Origin of the sequence: Kitasatospora sp. SUK 42, assembly GCF_015776785.2 — a bacterium.
GTDB lineage: Bacteria > Actinomycetota > Actinomycetes > Streptomycetales > Streptomycetaceae > Kitasatospora.
Map to the genome: position 1 here is coordinate 244,756 of NZ_LFMD02000002.1, position 24,703 is coordinate 269,458.

The window sequence follows — 24,703 nt, forward strand, 5'->3', positions numbered from 1 at the left end:
GTGGCGGCCGGACGTCAGCCGACCGCGCCCTCCATCTGCAGCTCGATCAGCCGGTTGAGCTCCAGCGCGTACTCCATCGGCAGCTCGCGCGCGATCGGCTCGACGAAGCCGCGGACGATCATCGCCATCGCCTCGGTCTCGGTCAGGCCGCGGCTCATCAGGTAGAACAGCTGGTCCTCGCTGACCTTGGAGACGGTCGCCTCGTGGCCCATGGACACGTCGTCCTCGCGGACGTCCACGTACGGGTAGGTGTCCGAGCGGGAGATGGTGTCGACCAGCAGCGCGTCGCACAGCACGTTGGACTTGGCGCCGTGGGAGCCCTCGCCGATCTCGATCAGACCGCGGTAGGAGGTCCGGCCGCCACCGCGCGCCACCGACTTGGAGACGATGTGCGAGGAGGTGTTCGGTGCCATGTGCACCATCTTGGCGCCGGCGTCCTGGTGCTGGCCCTCGCCCGCGAAGGCGATCGACAGGGTCTCGCCCTTGGCGTGCTCGCCCATCAGGTAGACGGCCGGGTACTTCATGGTGACCTTGGAGCCGATGTTGCCGTCGACCCACTCCATGGTCGCGCCCTCGTACGCCACGGCGCGCTTGGTGACCAGGTTGTAGACGTTGTTCGACCAGTTCTGGATCGTCGTGTAGCGGCAGCGGCCGCCCTTCTTCACGATGATCTCCACGACCGCCGAGTGCAGCGAGTCGGAGGAGTAGATCGGCGCGGTGCAGCCCTCGACGTAGTGGACGTAGGCGTCCTCGTCGACGATGATCAGCGTCCGCTCGAACTGGCCCATGTTCTCGGTGTTGATCCGGAAGTAGGCCTGGAGCGGGATGTCGACGTGCACGCCCTTCGGCACGTAGATGAAGGAGCCGCCGGACCACACCGCGGTGTTCAGCGCGGCGAACTTGTTGTCGCCGGCCGGGATGACGGTGCCGAAGTACTCCTTGAAGATCTCCGGGTGCTCGCGCAGCGCGGTGTCGGTGTCCAGGAAGATGACGCCCTGCTCCTCCAGGTCCTCGCGGATCTGGTGGTAGACGACCTCGGACTCGTACTGCGCGGCGACACCGGCGACCAGGCGCTGCTTCTCCGCCTCCGGGATGCCCAGCTTGTCGTAGGTGGCCTTGATGTCCGAGGGCAGGTCCTCCCAGGACTCGGCCTGCTTCTCGGTGGAGCGGACGAAGTACTTGATGTTGTCGAAGTCGATGCCGGAGAGGTCGGAGCCCCAGGTCGGCATGGGCTTCTTGCCGAACAGCTTCAGGCCCTTGAGACGCAGGTTGAGCATCCACTCGGACTCGTTCTTCTTCGCCGAGATGTCGCGGACGACGTCCTCGCTGAGCCCGCGCTTGGCCGCGGCACCGGCGACGTCCGGGTCGGCCCAGCCGTACTCGTAGTTGCCCAGGCCCTCAAGCTCCGGGTGCGAAACGGTGTCAGTCATGCGAGCTTCCTAACGCGCGGACGCAGAATCTTCGGTGGACGTACCGGCAGTCGGCACTGCATCGGAGCCGTGGCCCGCAGGGCGCCGGTCGGGCGACGATGCGGCACCGGGTGCCGGCACATAGGTGGTGCAGACCCCGTCGCCGTGGGCGATGGTGGCCAGCCGTTGCACATGGGTGCCCAGGAGCTGGGAGAAGACCTCGGTCTCCGCCTCGCAGAGCTGGGGGAACTGCTCGGCGATGTGCGCGACCGGGCAGTGGTGCTGGCAGAGCTGGGCGCCCGCCGGGGCCTTGGCCGCGGCCGACGGGACACGCCGCACCGTGGCAGCGTACCCGTCCGCGCTCAGCGCCTGGGCCAGGGCCTCCGGGCGCTCCTGCGCCTCGGCCCGCCGCAGGGCCTCCAGGTACTTCTCGCCCTGCTTGCCGAAACGGGCCCGGGCGAAGGCGGCGACCGCCTCCTCGCCCGCCTTGCCGCCGCCCACCGAGTCCGAGATCCAGCGCAGCGCGTCGGCCGCGAGCTGGTCGTACGCCTGGTAGAAGGCGTCCCGGCCGGCGTCGGTGAGGGCGAAGACCTTGGCCGGGCGGCCCCGGCCCCGGCTGCCGTAGACCCGCTGCTCGCGGGACTCGACCAGGCCGGCGGCGGCCAGTCCGTCCAGGTGGCGGCGGACGGCGGCGGCGGTGAGGCCGAGCCGGTTCGCCAGGTCGGCGGCGGAGGAGGGGCCGTGGTCCAGGATCGACCGGGCGACCCGGTCGCGGGTGGCCCGGTGGCCGTCCAGCAGCACCTCGGCCGCCGTCACGGGCACGTCGCAGCCGGGGGCCGACTCGGCCTCCTGCTGCTGGGCGTGCTCGCGCATGTTTTTCACAACACCAGTGTTGCGTAATTACTTCCGCCGGGACAAGCCGTGACCCAGGCCTCACCCGTGGCATCTGTCACGCAGGCAAGGCTTACCTCGCCTGCGGAAACGATCAACGAGGCGGCGTCGGGCCACCCCGTGAAGCACTCTTACACTCGCCGGTATGCACTCCGAACCCGCGGTCCAGATCGCCGGGCTGGTCAAGCGGTACGGCGACAAGTCGGCCGTGGACGGCCTCGACCTCACCATCGCGACCAACGCGATCACCGCCGTCCTCGGCCCGAACGGCGCCGGCAAGACCACCACCATCGAGACCTGCGAGGGCTACCGCCGCCCCGACGCCGGCACCGTCCGCGTCCTCGGCCTCGACCCGGTCGCCCAGAACGCCGCGCTGCGGCCCCGGATCGGCGTGATGCTCCAGTCCGGCGGCGTGTACGCGGGCGCGCGCGCCGTCGAGATGCTGCGGCACACCGCCAGACTGCACGCCCACCCGCTGGACGTGGACGACCTGGTCGAACGCCTCGGCCTCGGCTCCTGCGGCCGCACCACCTACCGGCGGCTGTCCGGCGGCCAGCAGCAGCGGCTCGCCCTGGCGATGGCCGTGGTCGGCCGCCCCGAGCTGGTCTTCCTGGACGAGCCCACCGCCGGCCTCGACCCGCAGGCCCGCCGCGCCACCTGGGAACTGGTCCGCGACCTGCGCCGGGACGGCGTCACCGTGGTGGTCACCACCCACCACATGGACGAGGCCGAGCAGCTCGCCGACCGCGTCGCCATCGTCGACCGCGGCAGGGTGATCGCCGACGGCACCACCGAGGAGCTGTGCCGCGGCGGCGCCGAGGACAGCCTGCGCTTCGACGGCCCGCCCGGGCTCGACCTCGGCCCGCTGCTCAAGGAGCTGCCCGAGGGCGCCACCGCCACCGAGACCGCCCCCGGCAGCTACCGCGTCGAGGCGCCCGTCGACCCCCGCCTGCTGGCCACCGTCACCGGCTGGTGCGCGGCCTCCGGCATCCTGCCCGAACGGCTGTCCGTCCAGCGCCGCAGCCTCGAAGACGTCTTCCTCGACCTGACCGGACGGGAGCTCCGTTCATGAGCGAACGAAGTGAGGGAACGATCAACACTGTTGCCACGGACTACTCCCCCAAGCCGGGCGCGGCCCCGGTCGGCCGGATGCTGCTGGCCCAGACCGCCTTCGAGACCAGGATGCTGCTGCGCAACGGCGAGCAGCTGCTGCTCACCGTGGTCATCCCGACCGTGCTGCTGGTGCTGTTCTCCGCCGTCGACATCGTCGCCGTGGAGGGCCCCGGCAAGCGGGTCGACTTCCTGGCGCCCGGCCTGCTCGCGCTGGCCGTGATGTCCACCGCCTTCACCGGGCAGGCCATCGCCACCGGTTTCGAGCGCCGCTACGGCGTGCTCAAGCGACTGGGCGCCAGCCCGCTGCCGCGCTGGGCGCTGCTGACCGCCAAGACCGGCTGCGTGCTGGTCACCGAGGCGCTGCAGGTCGCGCTGCTGTCGGTGATCGCGCTGGCGCTCGGCTGGTCCCCGCAGGGCGACTTCCTGTCGGTGGTCGCGCTGCTGGTGCTCGGCACCGCGGCCTTCTCCGGCCTCGGCCTGCTGATGGCCGGCACCCTGAAGGCCGAGGCCACGCTGGCCGGCGCCAACCTGGTGTTCATCCTGCTGCTGCTGGCCGGCGGGGTGATCGTGCCGCTGAGCAGGTTCCCGGACGCCGTGCGGTCGGTGCTGGAGCTGCTGCCGATCTCGGCGCTCTCGGACGGTCTGCGGTCGGTGCTGCAGCACGGCGCCGGGGTGCCGTGGTCGGACCTCGGCATCCTGGCCGGCTGGTCCGTCCTCGGCCTGGCCGCGGCCGCCCGCTTCTTCCGCTGGGAGTAGCCGCCCACCGGCAACGTGCGACGCCCCCGGCCGCATGCGGCCGGGGGCGTCGCGTGCTTCAGCCGACGGTGCGTCAGCCCTGGCTGCCGCCACGGCGCTTGCGGGCGAGCAGCACGAGCGCGCCACCGACCAGCAGCACACCGCCGCCGGCCGCCGCGATCACCGGGGTGGCGTCGCTGCTACCGGTCTGGGCGAGCGCCGGCGCACTGGTGGTGGGCACCGGGGCCGGGGTCCTGCTCGGGGTGTGGGTGGCCGACGGGGTGGTGCTCGGCGTCAGAGTCGGGGTCGACGTCGGCGTGGGAGTGGGCGTCGGCGTGGGGGTCGGTGTGGGAGTGGGGGTGGGGGTCTGGGTGGGGGTCTGGGTGGGGGTCGGAGTCGGCGTGTGGCACGGCTCGATGGTCTTGGTCTCGTCGATGTTCCAGCCGCGCTCGCTCGGCGTCTCGGTGGTGTTGACCACCAGGTGGGCCTGGATCGGGGCGTTGTGGTCCTTCACCGGGTAGGAGCCGTGGAACTCCGCCGGGAAGATCTTGCCGTCCAGGACCTTCTCGCCGTCGATGGTGAGGCTGACGGTGTTCTTCACGGTCTCGTTGCCGCTGTAGTTGATCAGACTGATGACGACCTTGTCGCAGGTCACCGACCAGGTCGGTACGTGCGCCGAGGCGTTGGTGGCCAGCGCCAGGGGCAGGAGAAATCCGGCCGTCGCCGTGCCGGCGATCGCCGCCGCGCCGATCCGCATGTGCCGCTGCTGTCGCGCCATTACGCTGTTCCCCTCCGAACGGTCATGCGCAGCAGGCGTGTTGGAGTGTCTTGCGGTGGCCCGCTACGACTGTCCGGGGGACTCTACCGGCACTTCCGCACCTCGCCACACCCCGCCGCACGACCGGATTTCGTCTGTCGGTCCGTTCCCGAATGTGCATGGCCAGCCCATCACAGCCACCACCTCGCAGAACACGGATTCGGCAAACCTGACTGAACTTCGTCAACATCAAGGCAAAAAGACGCCCTCGGTGATCAGGTTCAATCACCGAGGGCGTCTTGTCGATCAGCCGACGAACGTTCAGGTCATTCCAACTGTTCGGGCCATTCAGACAGTTCAGGCCTTCCTGGCCGCCTTGCGCCGGGCCGCCACCACGATTCCGGCACCGGCCGCGATCACCACCGCGCCGCCGATCGCCAGCGGCACCACCGGACCGGAGCCGGTGTGCGCCAGGTTGCCGCCCGCGTTCGCCTGGGCGGACGGGCTGGCCGAACCGGAGGGCGCGGCCGTCGCGGCGGCCGCGACGGCCGAGGACGAGGCGGACGGGCTCGGCGACGCACTCGTGCCCGGCTTGCCGGTCGCCGGAACGCTCGGGGTGCCGGACGGGCTCGCCGAGGTTCCCGGCGTCGCCGTCGCCGGGACGGTCGGGGTGCCGCTCGGCCCCACCGGAGGCACCACCACCGGCGGGGTGACCGACGGCGTCGGCACGACGGTGCCCGGCAGGCAGCCGGTGAACGGGTAGTGGTGCGTCTCCGCGCCGCCCTTGCCGGTCAGCGAGGCGGCGATCACCGAGCCGTTGACCGGGCCGCCGCTGCCGAGGTCGAAGGCGGCGTTCGGCGCGAGCACGGTGCCGGCCCAGGCGGCCTGGCTGTTCTTGACCACCTTGGTCGCGGTCGGGAAGTTCCAGAGCAGCTTGGCCCGGATCGCCCCGCTCGCCGCGCTCTGCAGCTTGTCGTCCAGCACGAAGGCGGACTTGCCGGCGTCCCACAGGTGGAAGCCGGTGGTGCCGGCCGCCGCCATGTCGTACGTCCCGCCGGTCACGTTGATGACGGTCACCGAGCCGGCCGGCACCTTGACGAAGACGTCCTTGGCGCCCTGGAGCTTCGCGGCGTCGACCGTGAAGCTGTTGTACTTGGCGTCCCCGCCGCTGAAGGTCAGCTTGGTGCCCTCGGTCTGGACGGTGGCCCCGGCCGTCTGCGGCACGGCGGCCAGCGAGGTCGAGGCGGCGCGCAGCTTGGCGAACTCGGCCTTGAAGTCGATCGGCGAGGCGCCCTGGGCGATGCCACCGGCGTGGGCCTGGACGACCGCGGCGTCGGCCTTGGCGCCGTAGACGCCGTTGCCCTTCATCACCTGGGTGTTGTGGCCGGTGATCTTTCCGGCCACGACGAGCGCGTTCTTGCCGGGCAGCGCGTCGAGCTCGGCGGCGGTCAGCTCCTGGCCGACCGAGAAGCCTCCGGTGAAGTCGGCGTTGCCGCCGACCGCGACGGCACCCTCGGCGTCGGGGGTGTGGGTGTCGTCGCCCTCGATGAACTCGCCGTAGCCGTTGGCGATTCCGAGGCTGCGGCACTCCTGGTCGGTGCCGACGGCGTGGGCGGCCGGCATGGTCAGGCCGGCCAGTGCGAGCGAGCCGCCTACCGCGAGCGCGGCGGCGGAAATGGGTATGCGCATGTGCAGCTCTCCGCTTGCGTGCGGGCATAAATGGGGGGAGGGGGCCCGAAATGGTATGGACCAAGCCGCACTCTTTCGGCCAAACGGGTGAATGGTCAAGACCAATGCAGATCTTGACCGAACCATCCCCTTTTGTCCGCGTGTCGATCCCCTGCGTGTCGCCGACCATCTGTTACGCACAGTTCCCGCGCGCCGCCCGCGCCCCGCCCCAAGATCGGCTGTAAGGCCGCCTACGATTGACCCCGTGCCTAACCCCTTCTCCCTGCTCGCCGAGCGCTGGCAGCCCTCCGCCGCGATGGTCCGGCGCGCCGCGTTCGCCGCGCTGGTGATGAGCGTGGTGATCGTCGTCACCGGCGGCGCCGTCCGGCTCACCGCCTCCGGCCTCGGCTGTACGACCTGGCCCCGCTGCACCGACGAGAGCCTGACGCCCACCGCCGAGATGGGCTTCCACGGCGTCGTCGAGTTCACCAACCGGATGCTCACCTACGTGCTGAGCGCCGCCGTCGGCTGGGCGATCCTGGCCGCCCGCTGCCACCGCCCCTGGCGGCGCGGCATGACCAAGCTCGGCTGGGCCCAGTTCTGGCTGGTGATGAGCAACGCCGTGCTCGGCGGCATCACCGTGCTGACCGGCCTCAACCCCTACACCGTGGCGCTGCACATGATCGCCGCGATGGCCCTGATCTGGGTCGCGCTGCTGATGTGGGAGCGGTCCAAGGAGGGCGACGGCCCGGCCAGGCTCTCGGTGGCCCGGCCGATCCACCAGCTCTCGTACGTCCTGGTCACCGTGGTCGGACTGCTGGTCGCGGCGGGCACCCTGGTGACCGGCGCCGGCCACCACCCCGGCACGCCCTCGGACAACAAGATCGTCCCGCGCATCCCGATCGACTACGACCGCCTGGCCCAGTTCCACGCCGACTTCGCGTTCGTCTCGGTCGGCCTGTCCATCGCGGTGATCTTCGTCTTCGCCGCCGTGAAGGCCCCGCAGCCCGCCAGGGCCAGGGCCAGGGAGCTGCTCGCGGTCCTGCTGCTCCAGGGCGTGCTCGGCTTCGTCCAGTACTTCACGGACGCCCCCGAGCTGATGGTCGGCCTCCACATGCTCGGCGCCACCCTCACCTGGATCGCCGCCCTGCGCATCCCCCTCGCCCTGCGCACCCGCGAGGTCGAGGCGACCCCCGGGCAGCTGCCCGTCCAGACCCCGCAGACCGCGTCCGTCTGACGGCCCGCCCGGGCACACGCCGACGGCCCGGCTCCCCCACGCGGGGGAGCCGGGCCGTCGGCGTTCATCCGGGTGCGGTCAGCCGCCGAGCTGGATCCCGGCCATCCGCTTCCACTCGTACTCGCCGGTCTTCACCTTGAGGCCGAGCTCGCCCTCGAAGTCGTCGTGCAGGGTCAGTCCGGCCAGCTGGGCGGCCCGCCGGCCGACGGCGTAGCTCGGGGCCACCTGGTCCCCCCAGGCGCCGTCCGCGCCGACCACCACGATCCGGGTGGCCACGGAGCCGACGTACTCCACGACCGCGTCGGCGCTGCCGCCGTGCTGCCGGGCGAAGCTGGTCAGGTGCTTGGCGATGCGCTTGGCGCGGCGCTCGGTACGGGCGTCCGACGCCGCGGCGGTGGCGGTCTCTGCGCTGGTCATGCCCGCATGCTACCCACCGGTAGCGGCGCTGGCGACGGGGACGCCCTGTGCACCGGGCCACATACTGGGAAGGTGACCTTCAAAGGCTGGCCAGCCGAGGCCCTGGACTTCTACGAGCACCTCGAAGCCGACAACTCGAAGACGTTCTGGCAGGCCCACAAGGACCAGTACGAGGACGCCATACGCGCCCCCATGGAGCTGCTGCTCGCCGACCTGGAGCCGGAGTTCGGGCCGGGGAAGATCTTCCGCCCCCACCGCGACGTCCGCTTCAGCGCCGACAAGTCCCCGTACAAGACGCACATCGGCGCCCACCTGGAGACCGGCGGCTACATCCAGCTCTCCGCCGACGGCCTGGCCTGCGGCAACGGGATGTACCAGCTCGCCCCCGACCAGCTGGAGCGCTACCGCGCCGCCGTCGCCGAGGACGTCGGCGGCGCCGAGCTGGTACGGGTGATCGCCGCGGTGGAAGCGGACGGTCCCCGGGTCCACGGCCGGGACTCCCTCAAGTCCGCGCCGCGCGGCTACCCCAGGGACCACCCGAGGATCGAGCTGCTGCGCCACAAGGGCCTGGTGGCCTGGCAGGAGTGGGAGCCCGCCACGTGGCTGGGCACCCGGACGGCCGGAACCAGGATCACCGCCTTCCTGCGCGCCTCCCAGCCGCTCAGGGACTGGCTGGACGGCCACGTCGGCCCGTCCGAACTCCCCTCCCGCTAGGCCCCGTCCGGCCCAATCGCCGAAAACGTGAAGAGCCCCGGTCCACCAGGACCGGGGCTCTTCAGCGTCGAACAAGCGTCACTTCAGGAACGGGTCGATCGCGCACTCCACGAACAGCAGCGACAGGTAGGTGATCGACCAGTGGAACAGCCGCATCTCCTTCAGCTTGGCGCCGACGATCCCGGCCTTGGCCCGGCTGTACAGCGCGTGCGCCTCACGCATCCAGAACCCGCCCAGCAGCACCGCGGTGACCGGGTACAGCCAGCTCATGTGCCCCAGCGGCCACACCGCCAGCGAGACCGCCACCATCACCCAGGAGTAGGCGACGACCTGCTTGCCGACCGCGACGTTGCCCTTGATCACCGGCAGCATCGGAACGCCGGCCCGCTCGTAGTCCTCGCGCACCTTCATCGACAGCACCCAGGTGTGCGGCGGCGTCCAGAAGAACACCACCAGGAACAGCGCCACCGCCACCCAGGACAGCGAGTTGGTCACCGAGGACCAGCCGATCAGCACCGGCATGCAGCCGGCGATGCCTCCCCAGACGATGTTCTGCGAGGTGCGCCGCTTGAGCCCCAGCGTGTAGACGAACACGTAGAACAGCAGCGCACCGAGCGCGAGCCCGGAGGAGAGCCAGTTGACCCCGAAGCCCAGCAGCAGGGTCGAGACGACTGCGAGGGCGATGCCGAACACCAGCGCCTCGCGCGGCGACACCATCCCGGTGACGATCGGCCGCCGCTCGGTACGGGACATCACCGCGTCGATGTCGCGGTCGATGTACATGTTGAGGGCGTTGGCACCGCCCGCCGAGAGGTAGCCGCCGACCACGACCTTCAGCACCAGCAGCATGTTCGGGACGCCCTGCTGGGCGAGGAACATCACCGGCACCGTGCTCATCAGCAGCAGCTCGATGATCCGTGGCTTCGTCAGTGCGACGAATGCGCCGACACGGGCCCCGATCGGCCGGTGCGCAGGAGTCGCCCCGGTGACCCCGGCGGGACGGGTTTCGACGGCGGTCACTAACACCCCAACTGAGAATGAATCCTCGCAGGCGTCCACAGGAACGATGGGTCCCGAATCGTCCGCTCTGCGCGTACCACGCCACCTTAGACGCTCCATATATCCCATCCGGCCCCGGGGTCCCCCGGCGAGGCGGATCGCACACCCCCGGGTGAACCCGGCCGGGCGGGGCCCCCGAGGGGCTCCGGCGGGCCTCACAACCCGTCCTGACCACCGGGGCGGCGCGGGGCGGCAAATCGGGAGACGCTGGGACAAAACCAATCAGTTCGCCCTCGTGGGAATCACCGTGCGGTGATCACGGTTGTCCCGGCACGCAGGGTGAGCCACCGGCCCGGACGGTAGGCTCGCACGCAGAAGCGGGATCTACCCTCCGTGACCGGCACCATCCACAGTCGAGACCACAGCGCCGTGGCCGACCCGGTCCCCAATCACGGGGTCACTCTTCACATTGGAAGGAGCCCTGACAGGGTGAGCACCACGCCGACGAACGCATTCGAGTGGACCGAACTGGACGAGCGGACGGTTGACACGGCGCGGGTCCTGGCCATGGACGCCGTCCAGAAGGTCGGCAACGGACACCCCGGGACGGCCATGTCACTGGCCCCCGCGGCGTACCTGATCTTCCAGCGATTCCTGCGCCACGACCCGACCGATCCGGCATGGGCCGGCCGCGACCGCTTCGTCCTCTCCCCCGGGCACACCAGCCTGACCCTCTACACCCAGCTGTACCTCTCCGGCTACGGCCTGGAGCTGGACGACCTCAAGGCCTTCCGGGTGGCCGGCAGCCGCACCCCGGGCCACCCCGAGCACGGCCACACCGCCGGGGTCGAGACCACCACCGGCCCGCTCGGCCAGGGCATCGCCAACGCGGTCGGCATGGCGATGGCCGCCCGCTACGAGCGCGGCCTGTTCGACCCGGAGGCCCCGGCCGGCGAGTCGCCGTTCGACCACACCATCTGGGCCATCGTCTCCGACGGCGACCTGGAGGAGGGCATCTCCGCCGAGGCCTCCTCGCTGGCCGGCCACCAGAAGCTGGGCAACCTGGTCGCCCTCTACGACGACAACCACATCTCGATCGAGGGCGACACCGAGACGGCCTTCTCCGAGGACGTCCTCAAGCGCTACGAGGCGTACGGCTGGCACGTCCAGCGGGTCACCCCCAAGGCCAGCGGCGACATCGACGTCGCGGCCCTCGCCGAGGCGCTGGCCGCCGCCAAGGCCGAGACCTCCCGTCCGTCGATCATCGCGATGCGCACGATCATCGCCTGGCCGGCCCCGGACGCCCAGAACACCGCCAAGGCCCACGGCTCCGCGCTCGGCGCCGCCGAGATCGCCGCCACCAAGAAGGTCCTGGGCTTCGACCCGGAGAAGACCTTCGAGGTCAGCGACCAGGTCATCGAGCACGCCCGCCTGGTCATCAAGCGCGGCAAGGCCGCCCGCGACCAGTGGCAGCAGGGCTTCGACGCCTGGCGCACCGCCAACCCGCAGCGCGCCGCCGACTTCGACCGCATCCAGGCCGGCGAGCTGCCCGAGGGGTGGAAGAAGGCCGTCCCGTCCTTCCCGGCCGGCAAGGACGTCGCCACCCGCAAGGCCTCCGGCGAGACCCTCAAGGCCCTCGGCGCGGTGATCCCGGAGCTGTGGGGCGGCTCGGCCGACCTCGCGGAGTCCAACCTCACCACCATCGACGAGGACAGCTCCTTCCTCCCCGAGGGCAACCCGCTGAAGTCCGCCAGCCCGTACGGCCGGACGATCCACTTCGGCATCCGCGAGCACGCCATGGGCTCCACCATGAACGGCATCGCGCTGCACGGCAGGACCCGCGTCTACGGCGGCACCTTCCTGGTCTTCGCCGACTACATGCGCCCGGCCGTCCGCCTGGCCGCGCTGATGAAGCTGCCGGTCACCTACGTCTGGACGCACGACTCGATCGGCCTCGGCGAGGACGGCCCGACCCACCAGCCGGTGGAGCACCTGGCCTCGCTGCGCGCCATCCCGGGCCTGTCCGTGGTCCGCCCGGCCGACGCCAACGAGACCGCCGTCGCCTGGCGCACCGTGATCGAGCGCCAGACCAGCCACCCCGGCCCGGTCGGCCTGGCCCTCACCCGCCAGAACGTCCCGACCTTCGACCGCGAGACCTTCGGCTCCGCCGAGGGCACCGCGAAGGGCGGCTACATCCTGGCCGAGGCGTCCACCGGCAACCCGCAGGTGATCCTGCTGGGCACCGGCTCCGAGGTCCAGCTGGCCGTCCAGGCCCGCGAGGCCCTGGAGGCCGAGGGCATCGCCACCCGCGTGGTATCGATCCCGTCCTTCGAGTGGTTCCAGGAGCAGGACCAGGCGTACCGCGACAGCGTGCTGCCGCCGTCGGTCAAGGCCCGCGTCTCGGTCGAGGCCGGCATCGGCCAGGGCTGGCGCGAGCTGGTCGGCGACCACGGCCGGATCGTCTCGCTGGAGCACTTCGGCGCCTCCGCCGACTACAAGGTGCTCTTCGAGGAGTTCGGCATCACCGCCGAGCGCGTGGTGGCCGAGGCGCACAACGCGCTGCGGTCGCTTGAGGCCGTCAACCGCTAGCGGCTCCGGGCCGCGTGCCCGCCCGCACGCGGGCACGCGGCCCCCTTCGACCACCCCACGAAGCACAATGAAGAAGAAGGACTGAAGCACCATGACTGACGCACTGAAGCGCCTCAGCGACGAAGGCGTTGCGATCTGGCTGGACGACCTCAGCCGCAAGCGGCTGAACTCCGGCAACCTGGCCGAACTGGTGCAGAACAAGCACGTGGTGGGTGTCACCACCAACCCGACCATCTTCCAGAAGGCCATCGCCGGCAGCGGCGACAGCTCCTACGACGGCCAGCTGCGCGACCTCGCCGTCCGCAAGGTCACCACCGACGAGGCGATCCGCATGATCACCACCTCGGACGTGCGCGACGCCGCCGACGTGCTGCGCCCGGTCTACGACGCCTCCAACGGCCGCGACGGCCGCGTCTCCATCGAGGTCGACCCGCGCCTGGCGCACGAGACCGCCCCCACCGTGGCCGAGGCCAAGCAGCTGTGGTGGCTGGTCGACCGCCCGAACGTCTTCATCAAGATCCCCGCCACCAAGGCCGGCCTGCCCGCGATCAGCGAGGTCATCGGCCTGGGCATCAGCGTCAACGTCACGCTGATCTTCTCGCTCGAACGCTACAAGGCCGTCATCGACGCCTACCTGACCGGCCTGGAGGCCGCCAAGGCCAAGGGCCTGGACCTCTCCCAGATCGAGTCCGTCGCCTCCTTCTTCGTCTCCCGCGTGGACACCGAGATCGACAAGCGCCTGGACAAGATCGGCGGCGCCGCCAAGGAGCTGCGCAGCAAGGCCGCCCTGGCCAACGCCCGCCTCGCCTACCAGGCGTACGAGGAGGTCTTCGGCTCGGTCGACGGCAAGACCGAGGGCAGCGCCCGCTGGAAGGCCCTCGAAGCGGCCGGCGCCAAGCCGCAGCGCCCGCTCTGGGCCTCCACCGGTGTCAAGGACCCGGCCCTGCCGGACACCCTGTACGTCACCGAGCTGGTCGCCCCCGGCACCGTGAACACCATGCCCGAGGCCACCCTGGACGCCACCGGCGACCACGGCGTGGTCACCGGCAACACCATCGTCCCCAACTACGCCGACGCGAAGGCCGTCCTGGACGCCATCGCCGCCGCCGGCGTGGACTACGACGACGTGGTCCAGGTGCTGGAGGACGAGGGCGTGGAGAAGTTCGAGCAGTCCTGGCAGGAACTGCTCGACACCGTCACCGCCTCGCTCGCCTCCTTCGCCGGCGAGAAGTGACCCCTGCTCACAGCCAGCGCACGAAAGCGGAGCACATCAAGTGAGCACTGATTTCCCTGAGTTGACGCCGGAAACGGACGCGGACGACCTCCCGGCCGCCCCCGTCAACCCGCTTCGTGACCCCTCCGACCGGCGGCTCCCGCGCATCGCGGGGCCGTCCGGCCTGGTCATCTTCGGGGTCACCGGCGACCTGTCCCGCAAGAAGCTGATGCCGGCCATCTACGACCTGGCCAACCGCGGTCTGCTGCCGCCGGGCTTCTCCCTGGTCGGCTTCGCCCGCCGCGAGTGGGACGACGAGGACTTCGCCAAGGAGGTCCACGACGCCGTCCGCGACCACGCCCGCACCCCGTTCCGGGAGGAGGTCTGGCAGCAGCTCGCCAAGGGCATGCGCTTCGTCCACGGCACGTTCGACGACGACGACGCCTTCGACAAGCTGCGCGAGACCATCGAGGAGCTGGACAAGGCGCAGGGCACCGGCGGCAACTTCGCCTTCTACCTGTCCGTCCCGCCGAAGTTCTTCCCGACCGTCGTCCAGCAGCTCAAGAAGCACGGCCTGGCCGACCCGCCGCAGGGCTCCTGGCGCCGCGCCGTCATCGAGAAGCCCTTCGGCCACGACCTGGAGAGCGCGCAGGAGCTCAACAAGGTCGTCCACGAGGTCTTCCCCCGGGACGAGGTCTTCCGGATCGACCACTACCTGGGCAAGGAGACGGTCCAGAACATCCTGGCGCTGCGCTTCGCCAACCAGATGTTCGAGCCGATCTGGAACCGGTCGTACGTCGACCACGTGCAGATCACGATGGCCGAGGACATCGGCATCGGCGGCCGGGCCGGCTACTACGACGGCATCGGCTCCGCCCGTGACGTCATCCAGAACCACCTGCTCCAGCTGATGGCGCTCACCGCCATCGAGGAGCCCGCGTCCTTCCACCCGAAGGCGCTGGTGGCCGAGAAGCTCAAGGTGCTCAGCGCCGTCAAGCTCCCGGCCGACCTCGGCCGGCACACCGTGCGCGGCCAGTACGCGGCCGGCTGGCAGGGTGGCGAGGAGGTCGCCGGTTACCTGGACGAGGACGGCATCGACCCCGAGTCCAAGACCGACACCTACGCGGCCATCAAGCTGGAGATCAACAACCGCCGCTGGGCGGGCGTCCCGTTCTACCTGCGCACCGGCAAGCGGCTGGGCCGCCGGGTCACCGAGATCGCGGTGGTCTTCCAGCGCGCCCCGTACCTGCCCTTCGACTCCTACGCGACCGAGGAGCTGGGGCAGAACGCCCTGGTCATCCGGGTCCAGCCGGACGAGGGCGTGACGGTGCGGTTCGGCTCCAAGGTGCCGGGCACCTCCTTCGAGGTCCGGGACGTCACGATGGACTTCGCCTACGGCGAGTCCTTCACCGAGTCCAGCCCGGAGGCGTACGAGCGGCTCATCCTCGACGTGCTGCTCGGCGACGCCAACCTGTTCCCGCGCCACCAGGAGGTCGAGCTCTCCTGGCAGATCCTCGACCCGATCGAGAAGTACTGGGACACCCACGGCAAGCCCGCCCAGTACGCGGCGGGGACCTGGGGCCCCGTCGAGGCGGACGAGATGCTCGCACGAGACGGCAGGAGCTGGCGCCGGCCATGAAGATCGACCTCACCAACACGACGTCCAGCAAGATCAACGCCGCGCTCATGGAGGCGCGCCGGGCCAGCGGCTCCACCGCCGCCGGCATGGTGCTCACCCTGGTGATCGTGACCGACGAGGGCAGCGCCTACGACGCCCTCAAGGCCGCCAACGACGCCTCCCGCGAGCACCCGATGCGCACCCTCGCGGTGATCAAGCGCGCCGGGCGCTCGCCCCGGGCCCGTGCCGAGACCCGGCTGGACGCCGAGATCCTGGTCGGCTCGGACGCCGGCTCCGGCGAGACCGTCGTCCTGCGCATGCACGGCGAACTCGCCTCGCACGCCCAGTCGGTGGTCCTGCCGCTGCTGCTGCCGGACGCCCCGACCGTGGTCTGGTGGCCGGACAACGCGCCGCTGCACCCGGCGCAGGACCCGCTGGGCGCGCTCGCCCAGCGCCGGATCACCGACGCGGTCACCGCCGAGTCCCCGGTCGGCCAGCTCTCCCAGCTGGCCGAGAGCTACACCCCGGGCGACACCGACCTGGCCTGGACCCGGATCACCGGCTGGCGCTCGATGCTGGCCGCCGCGCTGGACCAGCGGCCGTCGCACATCGTCTCCGCCGTGGTCGAGGGCGAGTCCTACAACCCCAGCGTCGAACTGCTCGGCCTGTGGCTGACCAACCGGCTGCACGCCCCGGTCGAGCGGGTCGTCACCGGTGGCCCCGGCATCACCGCGGTGCGGCTGCGCACCAAGGACGGGGACATCACCCTGGACCGGCCGGACGGCCTGATGGGCACGCTCTCCATGCCCGGCTCGCCGGACCGCCAGGTGGCGCTCAAGCGGCGCGAGACCTCGGAGCTGATCGCCGAGGAGCTGCGCCGGCTGGACCCGGACGACATCTACGCGACGGCCGTGCGCACGCCCGTCGAGCGGCTGCACGAGCCGACCAACGCCGAGACGGCGGCGGCCGAGCGGGTCGCCCACGCCGTCGCCGAGGCCGCGGCCACCGAGGCCGCCGCCGAGGCCCCCGTGGCCAACCCGGCCCGGGTGACCGCCGACAGCGCCGAGAAGTCCCCGGCCAAGAGGACCGCGGGCAAGCGCGCGGCCAAGGGGAACGCATGACCAACGCGATCCCGCAGCTGGTCGTCCACCGGGACAAGGAGCTGATGGCCCAGGCGGCCGCGGCCCGGCTGATCACCCGGATCGTGGACGCCCAGGCCGCCCGCGGCACTGCCTCGGTGGTGCTCACCGGCGGCCGCAACGGCAACGCCCTGCTGGCCGCGATCGCCGCCTCCCCGGCGCGCGACGCGGTCGACTGGGGCCGGCTGGACCTCTGGTGGGGCGACGAGCGCTTCGTGCCCGCCGCCGACCCGGACCGCAACGCCGTCCAGGCCCGTGCCGAGCTGCTGGACGCCGTCCCGCTCGACCCGGAGCGGGTGCACGAGATGCCCGCCTCGGACGGGGTGGACGGCTCGGACGTGGAGGCCGCGGCCGCCCGTTACGCGGAGGAGCTCGCGAAGGCGGCCGGGCCGGGCGACCGGCTCGGCGTCCCCTCCTTCGACGTGCTGCTGCTCGGTGTCGGCCCGGACACCCACGTCGCCTCGCTCTTCCCCGAGCACCCGGGCGTGCGGGAGGACGAGCTGACCGTGGTCGGCGTGCGCGGGGCCCCCAAGCCCCCGCCGACCCGGATCTCGCTCACCCTCCCGGCGATCCGGGCGGCCCGCGAGGTCTGGCTGCTGGCGGCCGGGGAGGACAAGGCGGGCGCGGTGGCGCTGGCCCTGTCCGGCCCGGGCGAGATCCAGGCCCCCGCCTCCGGCGCGTACGGCCGCAGCCGCACCCTGTGGCTGCTGGACCGCGCCGCCGCGGAGCAGATCCCGCCGCAGCTCTACCCGCCGGCCTCCGCGTAGCTCCGCGTAGGCTCCGCGAACGCCGAAGGGCGCCACCGTCACTCGACGGTGGCGCCCTTCGTCATCGAACGAACGGGTCAGATCTCGCCGCGCAGCTTGGCCAGCGCCTCGGCGAGGATCGCCTCGCCGTCGGCGTCGGTGCGCCGCTCGCGGACGTAGGCGAGGTGGGTCTTGTACGGCTCGTTGCGCGAGGGCGCCGGCGGGTTGTGCTCGTCCTGCCCGGCCGGGAAGCCGCAGCGCGGGCAGTCCCAGGTGTCCGGGATGACGGCCTCGGCGGCGAAGCTGGGCCGGGTCTCGTGCTTGTTGGCGCACCAGAAGGAGATCCGGTTGCGCGGAGCGGACTCACCGCGCTCCGCCTCCCCCATCGGGCCGGCCCCGACCCTGCTGCCACGGATGGCGTTGCCACTTGCCACGGTCTGACTCCCTGCGTGCTGGTGCGCCCACCCGCCGCGGTGCGCGTCGGTGGCGAAAGTCGTCCTAGTGTAAGCAGGTGTTAAGCATCCGCCACTACCGCCTCCGCGCCCGACCGTCCCAGGATAGGCGCTCGGGCGACGGGGCGTCAGGCCTGCGTCAGCTCTTGTACTTCAGGACCAGGCCCAGCACGATGATGCAGGCGAACCAGGCGGTGCCGACCACGATGGTGATGCGGTCCAGGTTGCGCTCGGCGACCGCCGAACCTCCACCGGTCGACATCGCGCCACCGCCGAACATGTCGGACAGCCCGCCGCCCTTCCCCTTGTGCAGCAGCACCAGCAGGATCATCAGCAGGCTGAAGATGATCAGGGCAATCGAGAACCCGAGAACCACGACGGGACCAACTCTCTCGTATCTTCGGCGAAGGGGCCGGGCCGCGTACGGCGGTCCGGCCCCAAAGCCTACGTTGCTGCGGCGGCGTTAGCCTACTGCCTGCTCACGGTAGCGCACGATCTTGACGAACTCGTCGGCGTCCAGCGAGGCACCGCCGATCAGGCCGCCGTCGATGTCGGGCTTGGCCATCAGGCCGGCCGCGCTCGACGACTTGACCGAACCCCCGTACAGCACACGGACCTTGTCGGCCAGGTCGGCGCTGTACAGCTCGGCGAGCCGCCGGCGGATGGCGGCGCAGACCTCCTGCGCGTCCTCCGGGGTGGCCACCTCGCCGGTGCCGATCGCCCAGACCGGCTCGTAGGCGACCACGATCGACTCGGCCTGGTGGGCCGGGACGTCCGCCAGGGCGCCGTCCAGCTGGGCCAGGGTGTACTCGACGTGGGTGCCGGCCTTGCGGACCTCCAGCGGCTCGCCGATGCACAGGATCGGGGTGACCCCGGCCCGGTAGGCGGCCTTGACCTTGGCGTTGACGATCTCCTCGTTCTCGCCGTGGTACTGGCGGCGCTCCGAGTGGCCGATCACCGCGTAGGTGCACTTGAGCTTGGCCAGCATCGGGCCGGAGACCTCGCCGGTGTAGGCACCGGAGTCGTGCCGCGAGATGTCCTGCGAGCCGTACTTGATCTTCAGCTTGTCGCCGTCGACCAGGGTCTGCACCGAGCGCAGGTCGGTGAACGGCACCAGGACGGCGACCTCGACGGCCTCGTAGTCCTTGTCGGCCAGCGCGAAGGCCAGCTTCTGGGTGTGCTGGATGGCCTCAAGGTGGTTGAGGTTCATCTTCCAGTTGCCCGCCATCAGCGGGAGACGCTCAGTCATTGCCTTCAGCCTTCCAGGGCGGCGAGACCGGGGAGGGTCTTGCCCTCCAGGTACTCAAGGCTCGCGCCACCGCCGGTCGAGATGTGCCCGAACTTCGTCTCGTCGAAGCCCAGGATGCGGACGGCCGCGGCGGAGTCGCCGCCTCCGACCACGGTGAACGCGTCGCTGTCGAGCAGGCCCTGCGCGACGGCCTTGGTGCCGTTCGCGTAGTCGGGGTGCTCGAAGACGCCCATCGGGCCGTTCCAGAACACGGTGCCCGCGTCGGCCAGCTTGGCCGCGTACAGCTCGCGGGTCTTCGGGCCGATGTCCAGGCCCTCCTCGTCGGCCGGGATGGCGTCCGCGGCGACGGTCGAGTAGTTCGCCGGGGCCTTGGTCTTGAGGTCCGGGAACTCGGCGGAGACCAGGACGTCCACCGGCAGGACGAACTCGACGCCCCGCTGCTCCGCCCGGGCCAGGTACTCCAGGACGGTCGGGATCTGGTCCTCCTGCAGCAGCGAGATGCCGACCTCGTGGCCCTTGGCCTTGAGGAAGGTGTACGCCATGCCGCCGCCGATCAGGATCCGGTCGGCCTTCTCCAGAAGGTTGTCGATCACGCCGAGCTTGTCCGAGACCTTGGCCCCGCCGAGCACGACCACGTACGGGCGCGCGACCTCCTCGGTGAGCTTCTTCAGCACACCGACCTCGGTGGCGATCAGGTCGCCGGCGGCGTGCGGCAGCAGGCCGGGCAGGTCGTAGACCGAGGCGTGCTTGCGGTGCACGGCGCCGAAGCCGTCGCCCACGTACAGGTCGGCCAGGGCGGCCAGCTGCTCGGCGAAGGCCTTGCGCTCGGCGTCGTCCTTGCTGGTCTCGCCCTCGTTGAAGCGCAGGTTCTCCAGCAACGCGACCTGGCCGTCGGCCAGCCCGGCCACGGTGGCCCCGGCGCTCTCACCGACGGTGTCGGTGGCGAAGGCGACCTCCCGGCCGAGGATCTCGCCGAGGCGCTTGGCCGCCGGGGCGAGCGAGAACTGCGGGTCCGGCGCGCCCTTGGGCCGGCCGAGGTGCGAGGCGACGACGACCTTCGCGCCGGCCTCGGCCAGCTTGGCGATGGTCGGGGCGACGGCGCGGATCCGGCCGTCGTCGGTGATCGTCGTGCCGTCCAGCGGCACGTTCAGGTCGGCGCGGACGAACACGCGCTTGCCTTCGACACCGGCTTCGATGAGCTCTTCGATGGTCTTCACGGGGATTCGGTTTCTCCTGGGGAGATGGTTGATGCGCAGTGAGGCGGCACGGCGCAGGGGCCGCCTGGGAAGTCCTTGAGCGCGGAACGAGGGCCCGGCCGGCGCAAGTTCGCCGGCCGGGCCCTCGCCCCTACATCACGTCAGCTCCCGCAAGGTCAGAGCTGCCCACCGACGAGGGTGACCAGGTCGACGACGCGGTTCGAGTAGCCCCACTCGTTGTCGTACCAGCCGAGCACCTTGACCTGGTTGCCCTGGACCATGGTCAGGCTGGAGTCGAAGATGCAGGAGGCCGGGTCGTTGACGATGTCGGAGGAGACGATCTGGTCCTCGGTGTAGGCCAGGATGCCCTTGAGCGAGCCCTCCTGCGAGGCCTTCAGGAAGGCCGCGTTGACCTCGTCCTTGGTGACCTCGCGCTCCAGGGTGACGACCAGGTCGGTGATGGAGCCGGTCGGGACCGGGACGCGCAGCGAGGTGCCGTCCAGCTTGCCCTTCAGCTCCGGCAGGACCAGGGCGGTCGCCTTGGCGGCACCGGTCGAGGTCGGGATGATGTTCTGCGAGGCGGCACGGGCGCGGCGCAGGTCCTTGTGCGGGAAGTCCAGGGTCACCTGGTCGTTGGTGAACGCGTGGACGGTGGTCATCAGACCCTTGACGATGCCGAAGGCCTCGTTCAGCACCTTGGCCATCGGCGCCACGCAGTTGGTGGTGCAGGAGGCGTTGGAGATGATGTCGTGCTTGGCGGCGTCGTACTTCTCGTCGTTGACACCCAGGACGATGGTGACGTCCTCGTCGGTGGCGGGCGCCGAGATGATGACCTTCTTGGCGCCGGCGGCGAGGTGCTTCTTCGCGGCCTCGGCCTTGGTGAAGATGCCGGTGGACTCGACGACGATGTCGGCGCCCAGGGCGGCCCACGGCAGGTTCGCGGGGTCACGCTCGGCGGTCACCTTGAAGGTGTGGCCGTCGACGGTGATGCTGTCCTCGGTGTGCGAGACCTCGCCCGGGAAGGTGCCCAGGGTGGTGTCGTACTTGAGCAGGTGAGCCAGGGTCTTCGTGTCAGTCAGGTCGTTGACACCGACGATCTCGATGTCCGCGCCCTGGGCCTTGACCGCGCGGAAGAAGTTGCGGCCGATGCGGCCGAATCCGTTGATGCCTACCCGGATCGTCACGAACCGATCTCCTCGTTAGGTACGCCGGAGCTAAGCCGACGGGGGTGAGATTTGGGAAGTCCCCGACCGCCTATGACCCTACCCCTCCCAGGCCTGGGACGGCACATCGCGCCGCTCCGTGAGACTTGGCGTGGCGCGCCCGGAGCCCGTGTTCAGGCCGTCCGGCCTTGGTCCGGCGGGCAGTTGGTCCCGGGCCAATGGTCTCTACCAATTCGGGTGTGTCGCACCTGTCCGAAGACGGCCGCGGCCGGTGTCCGGGAACCCGGACACCGGCCGCGTGTCAGTCACGGAGCGTGATCGTCAGTTCAGCGCCATCTCGTCGGTCAGATTGGCCTCGGTGCTCGGCAGGCCGAGCTCGGCGGCGCGCTTGTCGGCCATCGCCAGCAGGCGGCGGATCCGGCCGGCCACCGCGTCCTTGGTCAGCGGCGGATCGGCGAGCGCGCCCAGCTCCTCCAGCGAGGCCTGCTTGTGCTGCATCCGCAGCTGGCCGGCCGCGGCCAGGTGCTCGGGCACCTCGTCGCCGAGGATCTCCAGCGCACGGGCCACCCGGGCACCGGCCGCCACCGCGGCACGGGCCGAGCGGCGCAGGTTGGCGTCGTCGAAGTTGGCCAGGCGGTTGGCGGTGGCCCGGACCTCGCGCCGCATCCGGCGCTCCTCCCAGGCGAGCACCGACTCGTGCGCGCCCAGCCGGGTCAGCAGGGCGCCGATCGCGTCGCCGTCCCGGATCACCACCCGGTCCACACCGCGCACCTCGCGGGCCTTGGCCGGGATGCCGAGCCGGCGGGCCGCACCGACCAGGGCGAGGGCGGCCTCGGAGCCGGGGCAGGTGATCTCCAGCGAGGAGGAGCGGCCCGGCTCGGTGAGCGAGCCGTGCGCCAGGAAGGCCCCGCGCCAGGCCGCCTCGGCGTCACAGGTGGCCCCGGAGACGACCGCCGGGGGAAGACCCCGGATCGGACGTCCACGACCGTCCACGAGGCCGGTCTGGCGGGCGAGCAGTTCGCCGTCCTTGACCACCCGGACCACGAAGCGGCTGCCGCGCCGCAGCCCGCCGGGGGCCATCACCACGAGGTCGGACGAGTGCCCGAAGATCTCCAGGAGGTCCTTGCGCAGCCGCCGCGCCGCCGCCCCGGTGTCCAGCTCCGCCTCGATCACGATGCGACCGCTCACGATGTGCAGTCCACCCGCGAACCGCAGGATCGCCGACACCTCCGCCTTGCGACAGCAGGCCCGGGTGACCGGGAGCCGGCTGATCTCGTCCTTCACCGCTGGAGTCATCGCCATGGCCCGATCCTTCCATGTGTCCGGAAAATCCGGTCGTACGCGGCCGCCAAGAGCTCCGGGTCGTGTCGCGGGGTGCCGTCGGCGCGGGCCACCGTACCGAGCACCAGAGCGGCACCCATCCGTTCGGCGGCCTTCTCCAAACCGGCCAGGTCCGCCTGGCCGAAAGCGCCACCGGTGACGGCGCGCTCGTCCACCAGGATCGCATCCACCGCGAATTCCGGAGCGTGGTCGGCGATGACCTCCAGGTGACGCTGCGGGGTGAAGCCCTCGGTCTCGCCGGGCTGCGGGGCCAGGTTCAGGGTGAGCAGGCGGCGGGCGCGGGTCTCCACCAGCGCCTTGGCCAGCTCGGGCACCAGCAGGTGCGGCAGCACGCTGGTGAACCAGGAGCCGGGGCCGAGCACCACCCAGTCCGCCTCCCGCACGGCGGCGACGGCCTCCGGGGCGGCCGCCGGCTCGTCCGGCAGCAGCCGGACCGACTGCACGGTGCCGGGGGTGGCCGCGACACTGGCCTGGCCGCGCACCGCCGTGACCTCGGCCGGGCGGGCCGGGTCGTGGCCGCGCACCGTCGCCTCGATGTCCAGCGGCACGGCCGACATCGGCAGCACCCGGCCCTGGACGTTCAGCAGCCGGCCGACCCAGTCCAGTGCCGCCACCGGGTCGCCGAGCTTCTCCCACAGCGCGACGATCAGCAGGTTGCCGACGGCGTGGCCGCCCAGGTCGCCGCTGCCGGTGAAGCGCTGCTGGATCACCTCGGACCAGGTGCGGCCCCAGTCGTCGTCCCCGCACAGCGCGGCCAGCGCCTTGCGCAGGTCGCCCGGGGGCAGCACGCCCAGCTCCTCGCGCAGCCGTCCGCTGGAGCCGCCGTCGTCGGCGACGGTGACCACGGCGGTGACGTCGCTGGTGAGCCGGCGCAGCGCGGACAGCGAGGCGGACAGGCCCTGGCCGCCGCCGAGCGCGGTGATCCGGGGGGCCGGATTGGCCCTGGCGGGACTGGAGCGCGGACGGCCCGGCGCCGGGCTGCCCGCCCGGTCACCGGTCCTGCTCTGCGGCTGCCGCCCGGGCACGTATCCCGCCAACACTCACCTCGCGTTCCTCGGCCCGCCACCGGCTCCGCCGGCGGCCCGGCAGGGGAGGCGGCGGTTACTCCCGACCCATGTCACGGTGGACGAGCACCGTCTCGACTCCGTCGGCGATGAGACGCTTGGTCAGACGCTCGGACATGGCGACGCTACGGTGCTTGCCACCGGTGCAGCCTACGGCAAGCGTCATGTAGCGCTTCCCCTCGCGGCGGTACCCCTCGGTGACGATGCGCAGCAGCTGCGCGTAGCCGTCCAGGAACTCGTTGGCGCCGGGCTGCTGGAACACGTAGTCGGCGACGTCCGCGTCGGTGCCGGTGCGGGCGCGCAGCTCGGGCACCCAGTGCGGGTTGGGCAGGAAGCGGCAGTCCACCACGAGGTCGGCGTCGACCGGCAGGCCGTACTTGAAGCCGAAGGACATCACGGTGGCGCGCAGCTCGGGCTCGTCGTGGTCGGCGAACTGGGCGTCCAGCTTGGCGCGCAGCTGGTGCACGTTGAGGTTGGAGGTGTCGATCACCAGGTCGGCCTCGCCGCGCAGGTCGCGCAGCAGGTCGCGCTCCAGGGCGATGCCGTCCACGATCCGGCCGTCGGCCTGCAGCGGGTGCGGGCGGCGGACGCTCTCGAAGCGGCGCACCAGCGCCTCGTCGGAGGAGTCGAGGAAGACCACCCGGAGGCGGACTCCGCGCTTCTCCAGCTCGTCCAGCGAGGTCAGCAGGTCGTCGAAGAACTGCCGGCCGCGGACGTCCACGACCACGCCGATCCGGGCGACGTTGCCCTGGGACCGGGCTCCCAGGTCGACCATGGTCGGGATCAGGGCCGGCGGCAGGTTGTCCACCACGAACCAGCCCAGGTCCTCCAGGCACTTCGCGGCGGTGGAACGGCCGGCTCCGGACATGCCGGAGATGATCACCAGCTCCGGTGCGTTCTCGGCCACGTCTGACACGGTCACTTCGGTTCCCCGCTCTCGGTCTTTCTGCTGGGGAGAACGCGCACGGCACGGCCGCCCTTCCCCGGTCCGGA

At 71.2% G+C, this 24,703-nt stretch carries 23 protein-coding genes; 9 read left to right on the forward strand and 14 right to left on the reverse strand.

Annotated features, from left to right (window positions below):
* Positions 1-14 precede the first annotated feature (14 nt).
* Both sufB and RZ50_RS01055 read right to left on the reverse strand, forming a co-directional pair.
* Positions 15-1,430 carry a Fe-S cluster assembly protein SufB gene (sufB, locus tag RZ50_RS01050; RefSeq protein WP_196952642.1) on the reverse strand — a complete coding sequence of 472 codons (1,416 nt, stop codon included), beginning with the start codon at positions 1,428-1,430 and terminating at the stop codon, positions 15-17.
* A gap of 9 nt (positions 1,431-1,439) precedes the next feature.
* Positions 1,440-2,282, reverse strand: a complete 843-nt coding sequence (locus RZ50_RS01055) for a helix-turn-helix domain-containing protein (RefSeq protein ID WP_196952643.1) — start codon at positions 2,280-2,282, stop codon at positions 1,440-1,442.
* A 163-nt stretch (positions 2,283-2,445) separates the two neighbouring features.
* On the opposite strand from RZ50_RS01055, the gene RZ50_RS01060 reads away from it, so the two are divergent.
* Together RZ50_RS01060 and RZ50_RS01065 are read left to right on the forward strand one after the other, a co-directional pair.
* On the forward strand, positions 2,446-3,372 hold the full coding sequence (locus tag RZ50_RS01060) for an ABC transporter ATP-binding protein (protein ID WP_196952644.1): 927 nt from the start codon (positions 2,446-2,448) through the stop codon (positions 3,370-3,372).
* The gene (locus tag RZ50_RS01065; RefSeq protein ID WP_196952645.1) at positions 3,369-4,169 is read left to right on the forward strand and encodes an ABC transporter permease; all 801 of its coding nucleotides are present in this window, start codon (positions 3,369-3,371) and stop codon (positions 4,167-4,169) included. The genes RZ50_RS01060 and RZ50_RS01065 overlap by 4 nt, the downstream gene beginning before the upstream one ends.
* Before the next feature lie 73 nt (positions 4,170-4,242).
* Here the strand turns inward: RZ50_RS01065 and RZ50_RS01070 are convergent, their stop codons facing one another.
* Both RZ50_RS01070 and RZ50_RS01075 read right to left on the reverse strand, forming a co-directional pair.
* The gene (locus RZ50_RS01070) at positions 4,243-4,926 is read right to left on the reverse strand and encodes an LAETG motif-containing sortase-dependent surface protein (protein WP_196952646.1); all 684 of its coding nucleotides are present in this window, start codon (positions 4,924-4,926) and stop codon (positions 4,243-4,245) included.
* A 336-nt stretch (positions 4,927-5,262) separates the two neighbouring features.
* Positions 5,263-6,594 (reverse strand): choice-of-anchor A family protein, encoded by a 1,332-nt coding sequence (locus RZ50_RS01075; RefSeq protein ID WP_196952647.1) that lies wholly within the window; start codon positions 6,592-6,594, stop codon positions 5,263-5,265.
* A gap of 244 nt (positions 6,595-6,838) precedes the next feature.
* Between RZ50_RS01075 and RZ50_RS01080 the strand changes: the two genes are divergently transcribed.
* Positions 6,839-7,810: a heme A synthase gene (locus RZ50_RS01080; protein WP_374199854.1), complete on the forward strand. Its 972-nt coding sequence runs from the start codon at positions 6,839-6,841 to the stop codon at positions 7,808-7,810.
* Positions 7,811-7,888: 78 nt separating this feature from the next.
* Here the strand turns inward: RZ50_RS01080 and RZ50_RS01085 are convergent, their stop codons facing one another.
* Positions 7,889-8,227: a hypothetical protein gene (locus tag RZ50_RS01085; RefSeq protein ID WP_196952649.1), complete on the reverse strand. Its 339-nt coding sequence runs from the start codon at positions 8,225-8,227 to the stop codon at positions 7,889-7,891.
* Positions 8,228-8,299: 72 nt separating this feature from the next.
* Here RZ50_RS01085 and RZ50_RS01090 point away from each other — a divergent pair, with 72 nt between their 5' ends.
* A complete protein-coding gene (locus RZ50_RS01090; RefSeq protein ID WP_308271111.1) occupies positions 8,300-8,941 on the forward strand; it encodes a DUF2461 domain-containing protein in 642 nt (213 codons plus the stop codon).
* A 78-nt stretch (positions 8,942-9,019) separates the two neighbouring features.
* On the opposite strand, the gene RZ50_RS01095 is transcribed toward RZ50_RS01090, so the two are convergent.
* Positions 9,020-9,967 carry a heme o synthase gene (locus tag RZ50_RS01095; protein WP_196952651.1) on the reverse strand — a complete coding sequence of 316 codons (948 nt, stop codon included), beginning with the start codon at positions 9,965-9,967 and terminating at the stop codon, positions 9,020-9,022.
* A gap of 462 nt (positions 9,968-10,429) precedes the next feature.
* Between RZ50_RS01095 and tkt the strand changes: the two genes are divergently transcribed.
* From tkt to pgl, 5 genes are all read left to right on the forward strand, one after another.
* Positions 10,430-12,529 carry a transketolase gene (tkt, locus tag RZ50_RS01100; RefSeq protein ID WP_196952652.1) on the forward strand — a complete coding sequence of 700 codons (2,100 nt, stop codon included), beginning with the start codon at positions 10,430-10,432 and terminating at the stop codon, positions 12,527-12,529.
* A gap of 91 nt (positions 12,530-12,620) precedes the next feature.
* On the forward strand, positions 12,621-13,763 hold the full coding sequence (gene tal / locus RZ50_RS01105; protein WP_196952653.1) for a transaldolase: 1,143 nt from the start codon (positions 12,621-12,623) through the stop codon (positions 13,761-13,763).
* Positions 13,764-13,824: 61 nt separating this feature from the next.
* The gene (gene zwf, locus RZ50_RS01110; protein ID WP_196952678.1) at positions 13,825-15,381 is read left to right on the forward strand and encodes a glucose-6-phosphate dehydrogenase; all 1,557 of its coding nucleotides are present in this window, start codon (positions 13,825-13,827) and stop codon (positions 15,379-15,381) included.
* Positions 15,378-16,481: a glucose-6-phosphate dehydrogenase assembly protein OpcA gene (gene opcA / locus RZ50_RS01115; protein ID WP_196952654.1), complete on the forward strand. Its 1,104-nt coding sequence runs from the start codon at positions 15,378-15,380 to the stop codon at positions 16,479-16,481. The genes zwf and opcA overlap by 4 nt, the downstream gene beginning before the upstream one ends.
* Complete coding sequence (gene pgl / locus RZ50_RS01120; protein WP_196952655.1) at positions 16,478-17,266, forward strand: 6-phosphogluconolactonase; 789 nt, start codon at positions 16,478-16,480, stop codon at positions 17,264-17,266. Before opcA ends, pgl begins: the two co-directional genes overlap by 4 nt.
* A gap of 77 nt (positions 17,267-17,343) precedes the next feature.
* Here pgl and RZ50_RS01125 read toward each other — a convergent pair whose 3' ends face one another.
* The 8 genes from RZ50_RS01125 to rapZ all read right to left on the reverse strand — a co-directional run bounded on the left by RZ50_RS01125 (position 17,344) and on the right by rapZ (position 24,632).
* A complete protein-coding gene (locus RZ50_RS01125) occupies positions 17,344-17,679 on the reverse strand; it encodes an RNA polymerase-binding protein RbpA (RefSeq protein WP_035841977.1) in 336 nt (111 codons plus the stop codon).
* Positions 17,680-17,836: 157 nt separating this feature from the next.
* A complete protein-coding gene (secG, locus tag RZ50_RS01130) occupies positions 17,837-18,073 on the reverse strand; it encodes a preprotein translocase subunit SecG (RefSeq protein WP_196952656.1) in 237 nt (78 codons plus the stop codon).
* A gap of 87 nt (positions 18,074-18,160) precedes the next feature.
* Entirely contained in the window at positions 18,161-18,946 is a 786-nt protein-coding gene (gene tpiA, locus RZ50_RS01135; RefSeq protein ID WP_196952657.1) for a triose-phosphate isomerase, read from the reverse strand.
* Positions 18,947-18,951: 5 nt separating this feature from the next.
* Positions 18,952-20,163: a phosphoglycerate kinase gene (gene pgk, locus RZ50_RS01140; protein ID WP_196952658.1), complete on the reverse strand. Its 1,212-nt coding sequence runs from the start codon at positions 20,161-20,163 to the stop codon at positions 18,952-18,954.
* A gap of 155 nt (positions 20,164-20,318) precedes the next feature.
* Positions 20,319-21,326 (reverse strand): type I glyceraldehyde-3-phosphate dehydrogenase, encoded by a 1,008-nt coding sequence (gene gap / locus RZ50_RS01145; protein WP_217680177.1) that lies wholly within the window; start codon positions 21,324-21,326, stop codon positions 20,319-20,321.
* Between the two features lie 300 nt (positions 21,327-21,626).
* Positions 21,627-22,607: a DNA-binding protein WhiA gene (gene whiA, locus RZ50_RS01150; RefSeq protein ID WP_196952659.1), complete on the reverse strand. Its 981-nt coding sequence runs from the start codon at positions 22,605-22,607 to the stop codon at positions 21,627-21,629.
* Positions 22,598-23,683, reverse strand: a complete 1,086-nt coding sequence (yvcK, locus tag RZ50_RS01155) for a uridine diphosphate-N-acetylglucosamine-binding protein YvcK (RefSeq protein ID WP_196952679.1) — start codon at positions 23,681-23,683, stop codon at positions 22,598-22,600. Before yvcK ends, whiA begins: the two co-directional genes overlap by 10 nt.
* Before the next feature lie 64 nt (positions 23,684-23,747).
* On the reverse strand, positions 23,748-24,632 hold the full coding sequence (rapZ, locus tag RZ50_RS01160) for an RNase adapter RapZ (RefSeq protein ID WP_308271116.1): 885 nt from the start codon (positions 24,630-24,632) through the stop codon (positions 23,748-23,750).
* Between the last annotated feature and the right edge of the window lie 71 nt (positions 24,633-24,703).

Bases quoted from the DNA above. Each gene is read 5' to 3' on its own strand.
- tal (WP_196952653.1), top strand. From the start codon at position 12,621: ATGACTGACGCACTGAAGCGCCTCAGCGACGAAGGCGTTGCGATCTGG.
- RZ50_RS01070 (WP_196952646.1), bottom strand. From the start codon at position 4,926: ATGGCGCGACAGCAGCGGCACATGCGGATCGGCGCGGCGGCGATCGCC.
- RZ50_RS01085 (WP_196952649.1), bottom strand. From the start codon at position 8,227: ATGACCAGCGCAGAGACCGCCACCGCCGCGGCGTCGGACGCCCGTACC.
- RZ50_RS01075 (WP_196952647.1), bottom strand. From the start codon at position 6,594: ATGCGCATACCCATTTCCGCCGCCGCGCTCGCGGTAGGCGGCTCGCTC.
- RZ50_RS01055 (WP_196952643.1), bottom strand. From the start codon at position 2,282: ATGCGCGAGCACGCCCAGCAGCAGGAGGCCGAGTCGGCCCCCGGCTGC.
- sufB (WP_196952642.1), bottom strand. From the start codon at position 1,430: ATGACTGACACCGTTTCGCACCCGGAGCTTGAGGGCCTGGGCAACTAC.
- RZ50_RS01060 (WP_196952644.1), top strand. From the start codon at position 2,446: ATGCACTCCGAACCCGCGGTCCAGATCGCCGGGCTGGTCAAGCGGTAC.
- RZ50_RS01065 (WP_196952645.1), top strand. From the start codon at position 3,369: ATGAGCGAACGAAGTGAGGGAACGATCAACACTGTTGCCACGGACTAC.
- tpiA (WP_196952657.1), bottom strand. From the start codon at position 18,946: ATGACTGAGCGTCTCCCGCTGATGGCGGGCAACTGGAAGATGAACCTC.
- opcA (WP_196952654.1), top strand. From the start codon at position 15,378: ATGAAGATCGACCTCACCAACACGACGTCCAGCAAGATCAACGCCGCG.
- pgl (WP_196952655.1), top strand. From the start codon at position 16,478: ATGACCAACGCGATCCCGCAGCTGGTCGTCCACCGGGACAAGGAGCTG.
- whiA (WP_196952659.1), bottom strand. From the start codon at position 22,607: ATGGCGATGACTCCAGCGGTGAAGGACGAGATCAGCCGGCTCCCGGTC.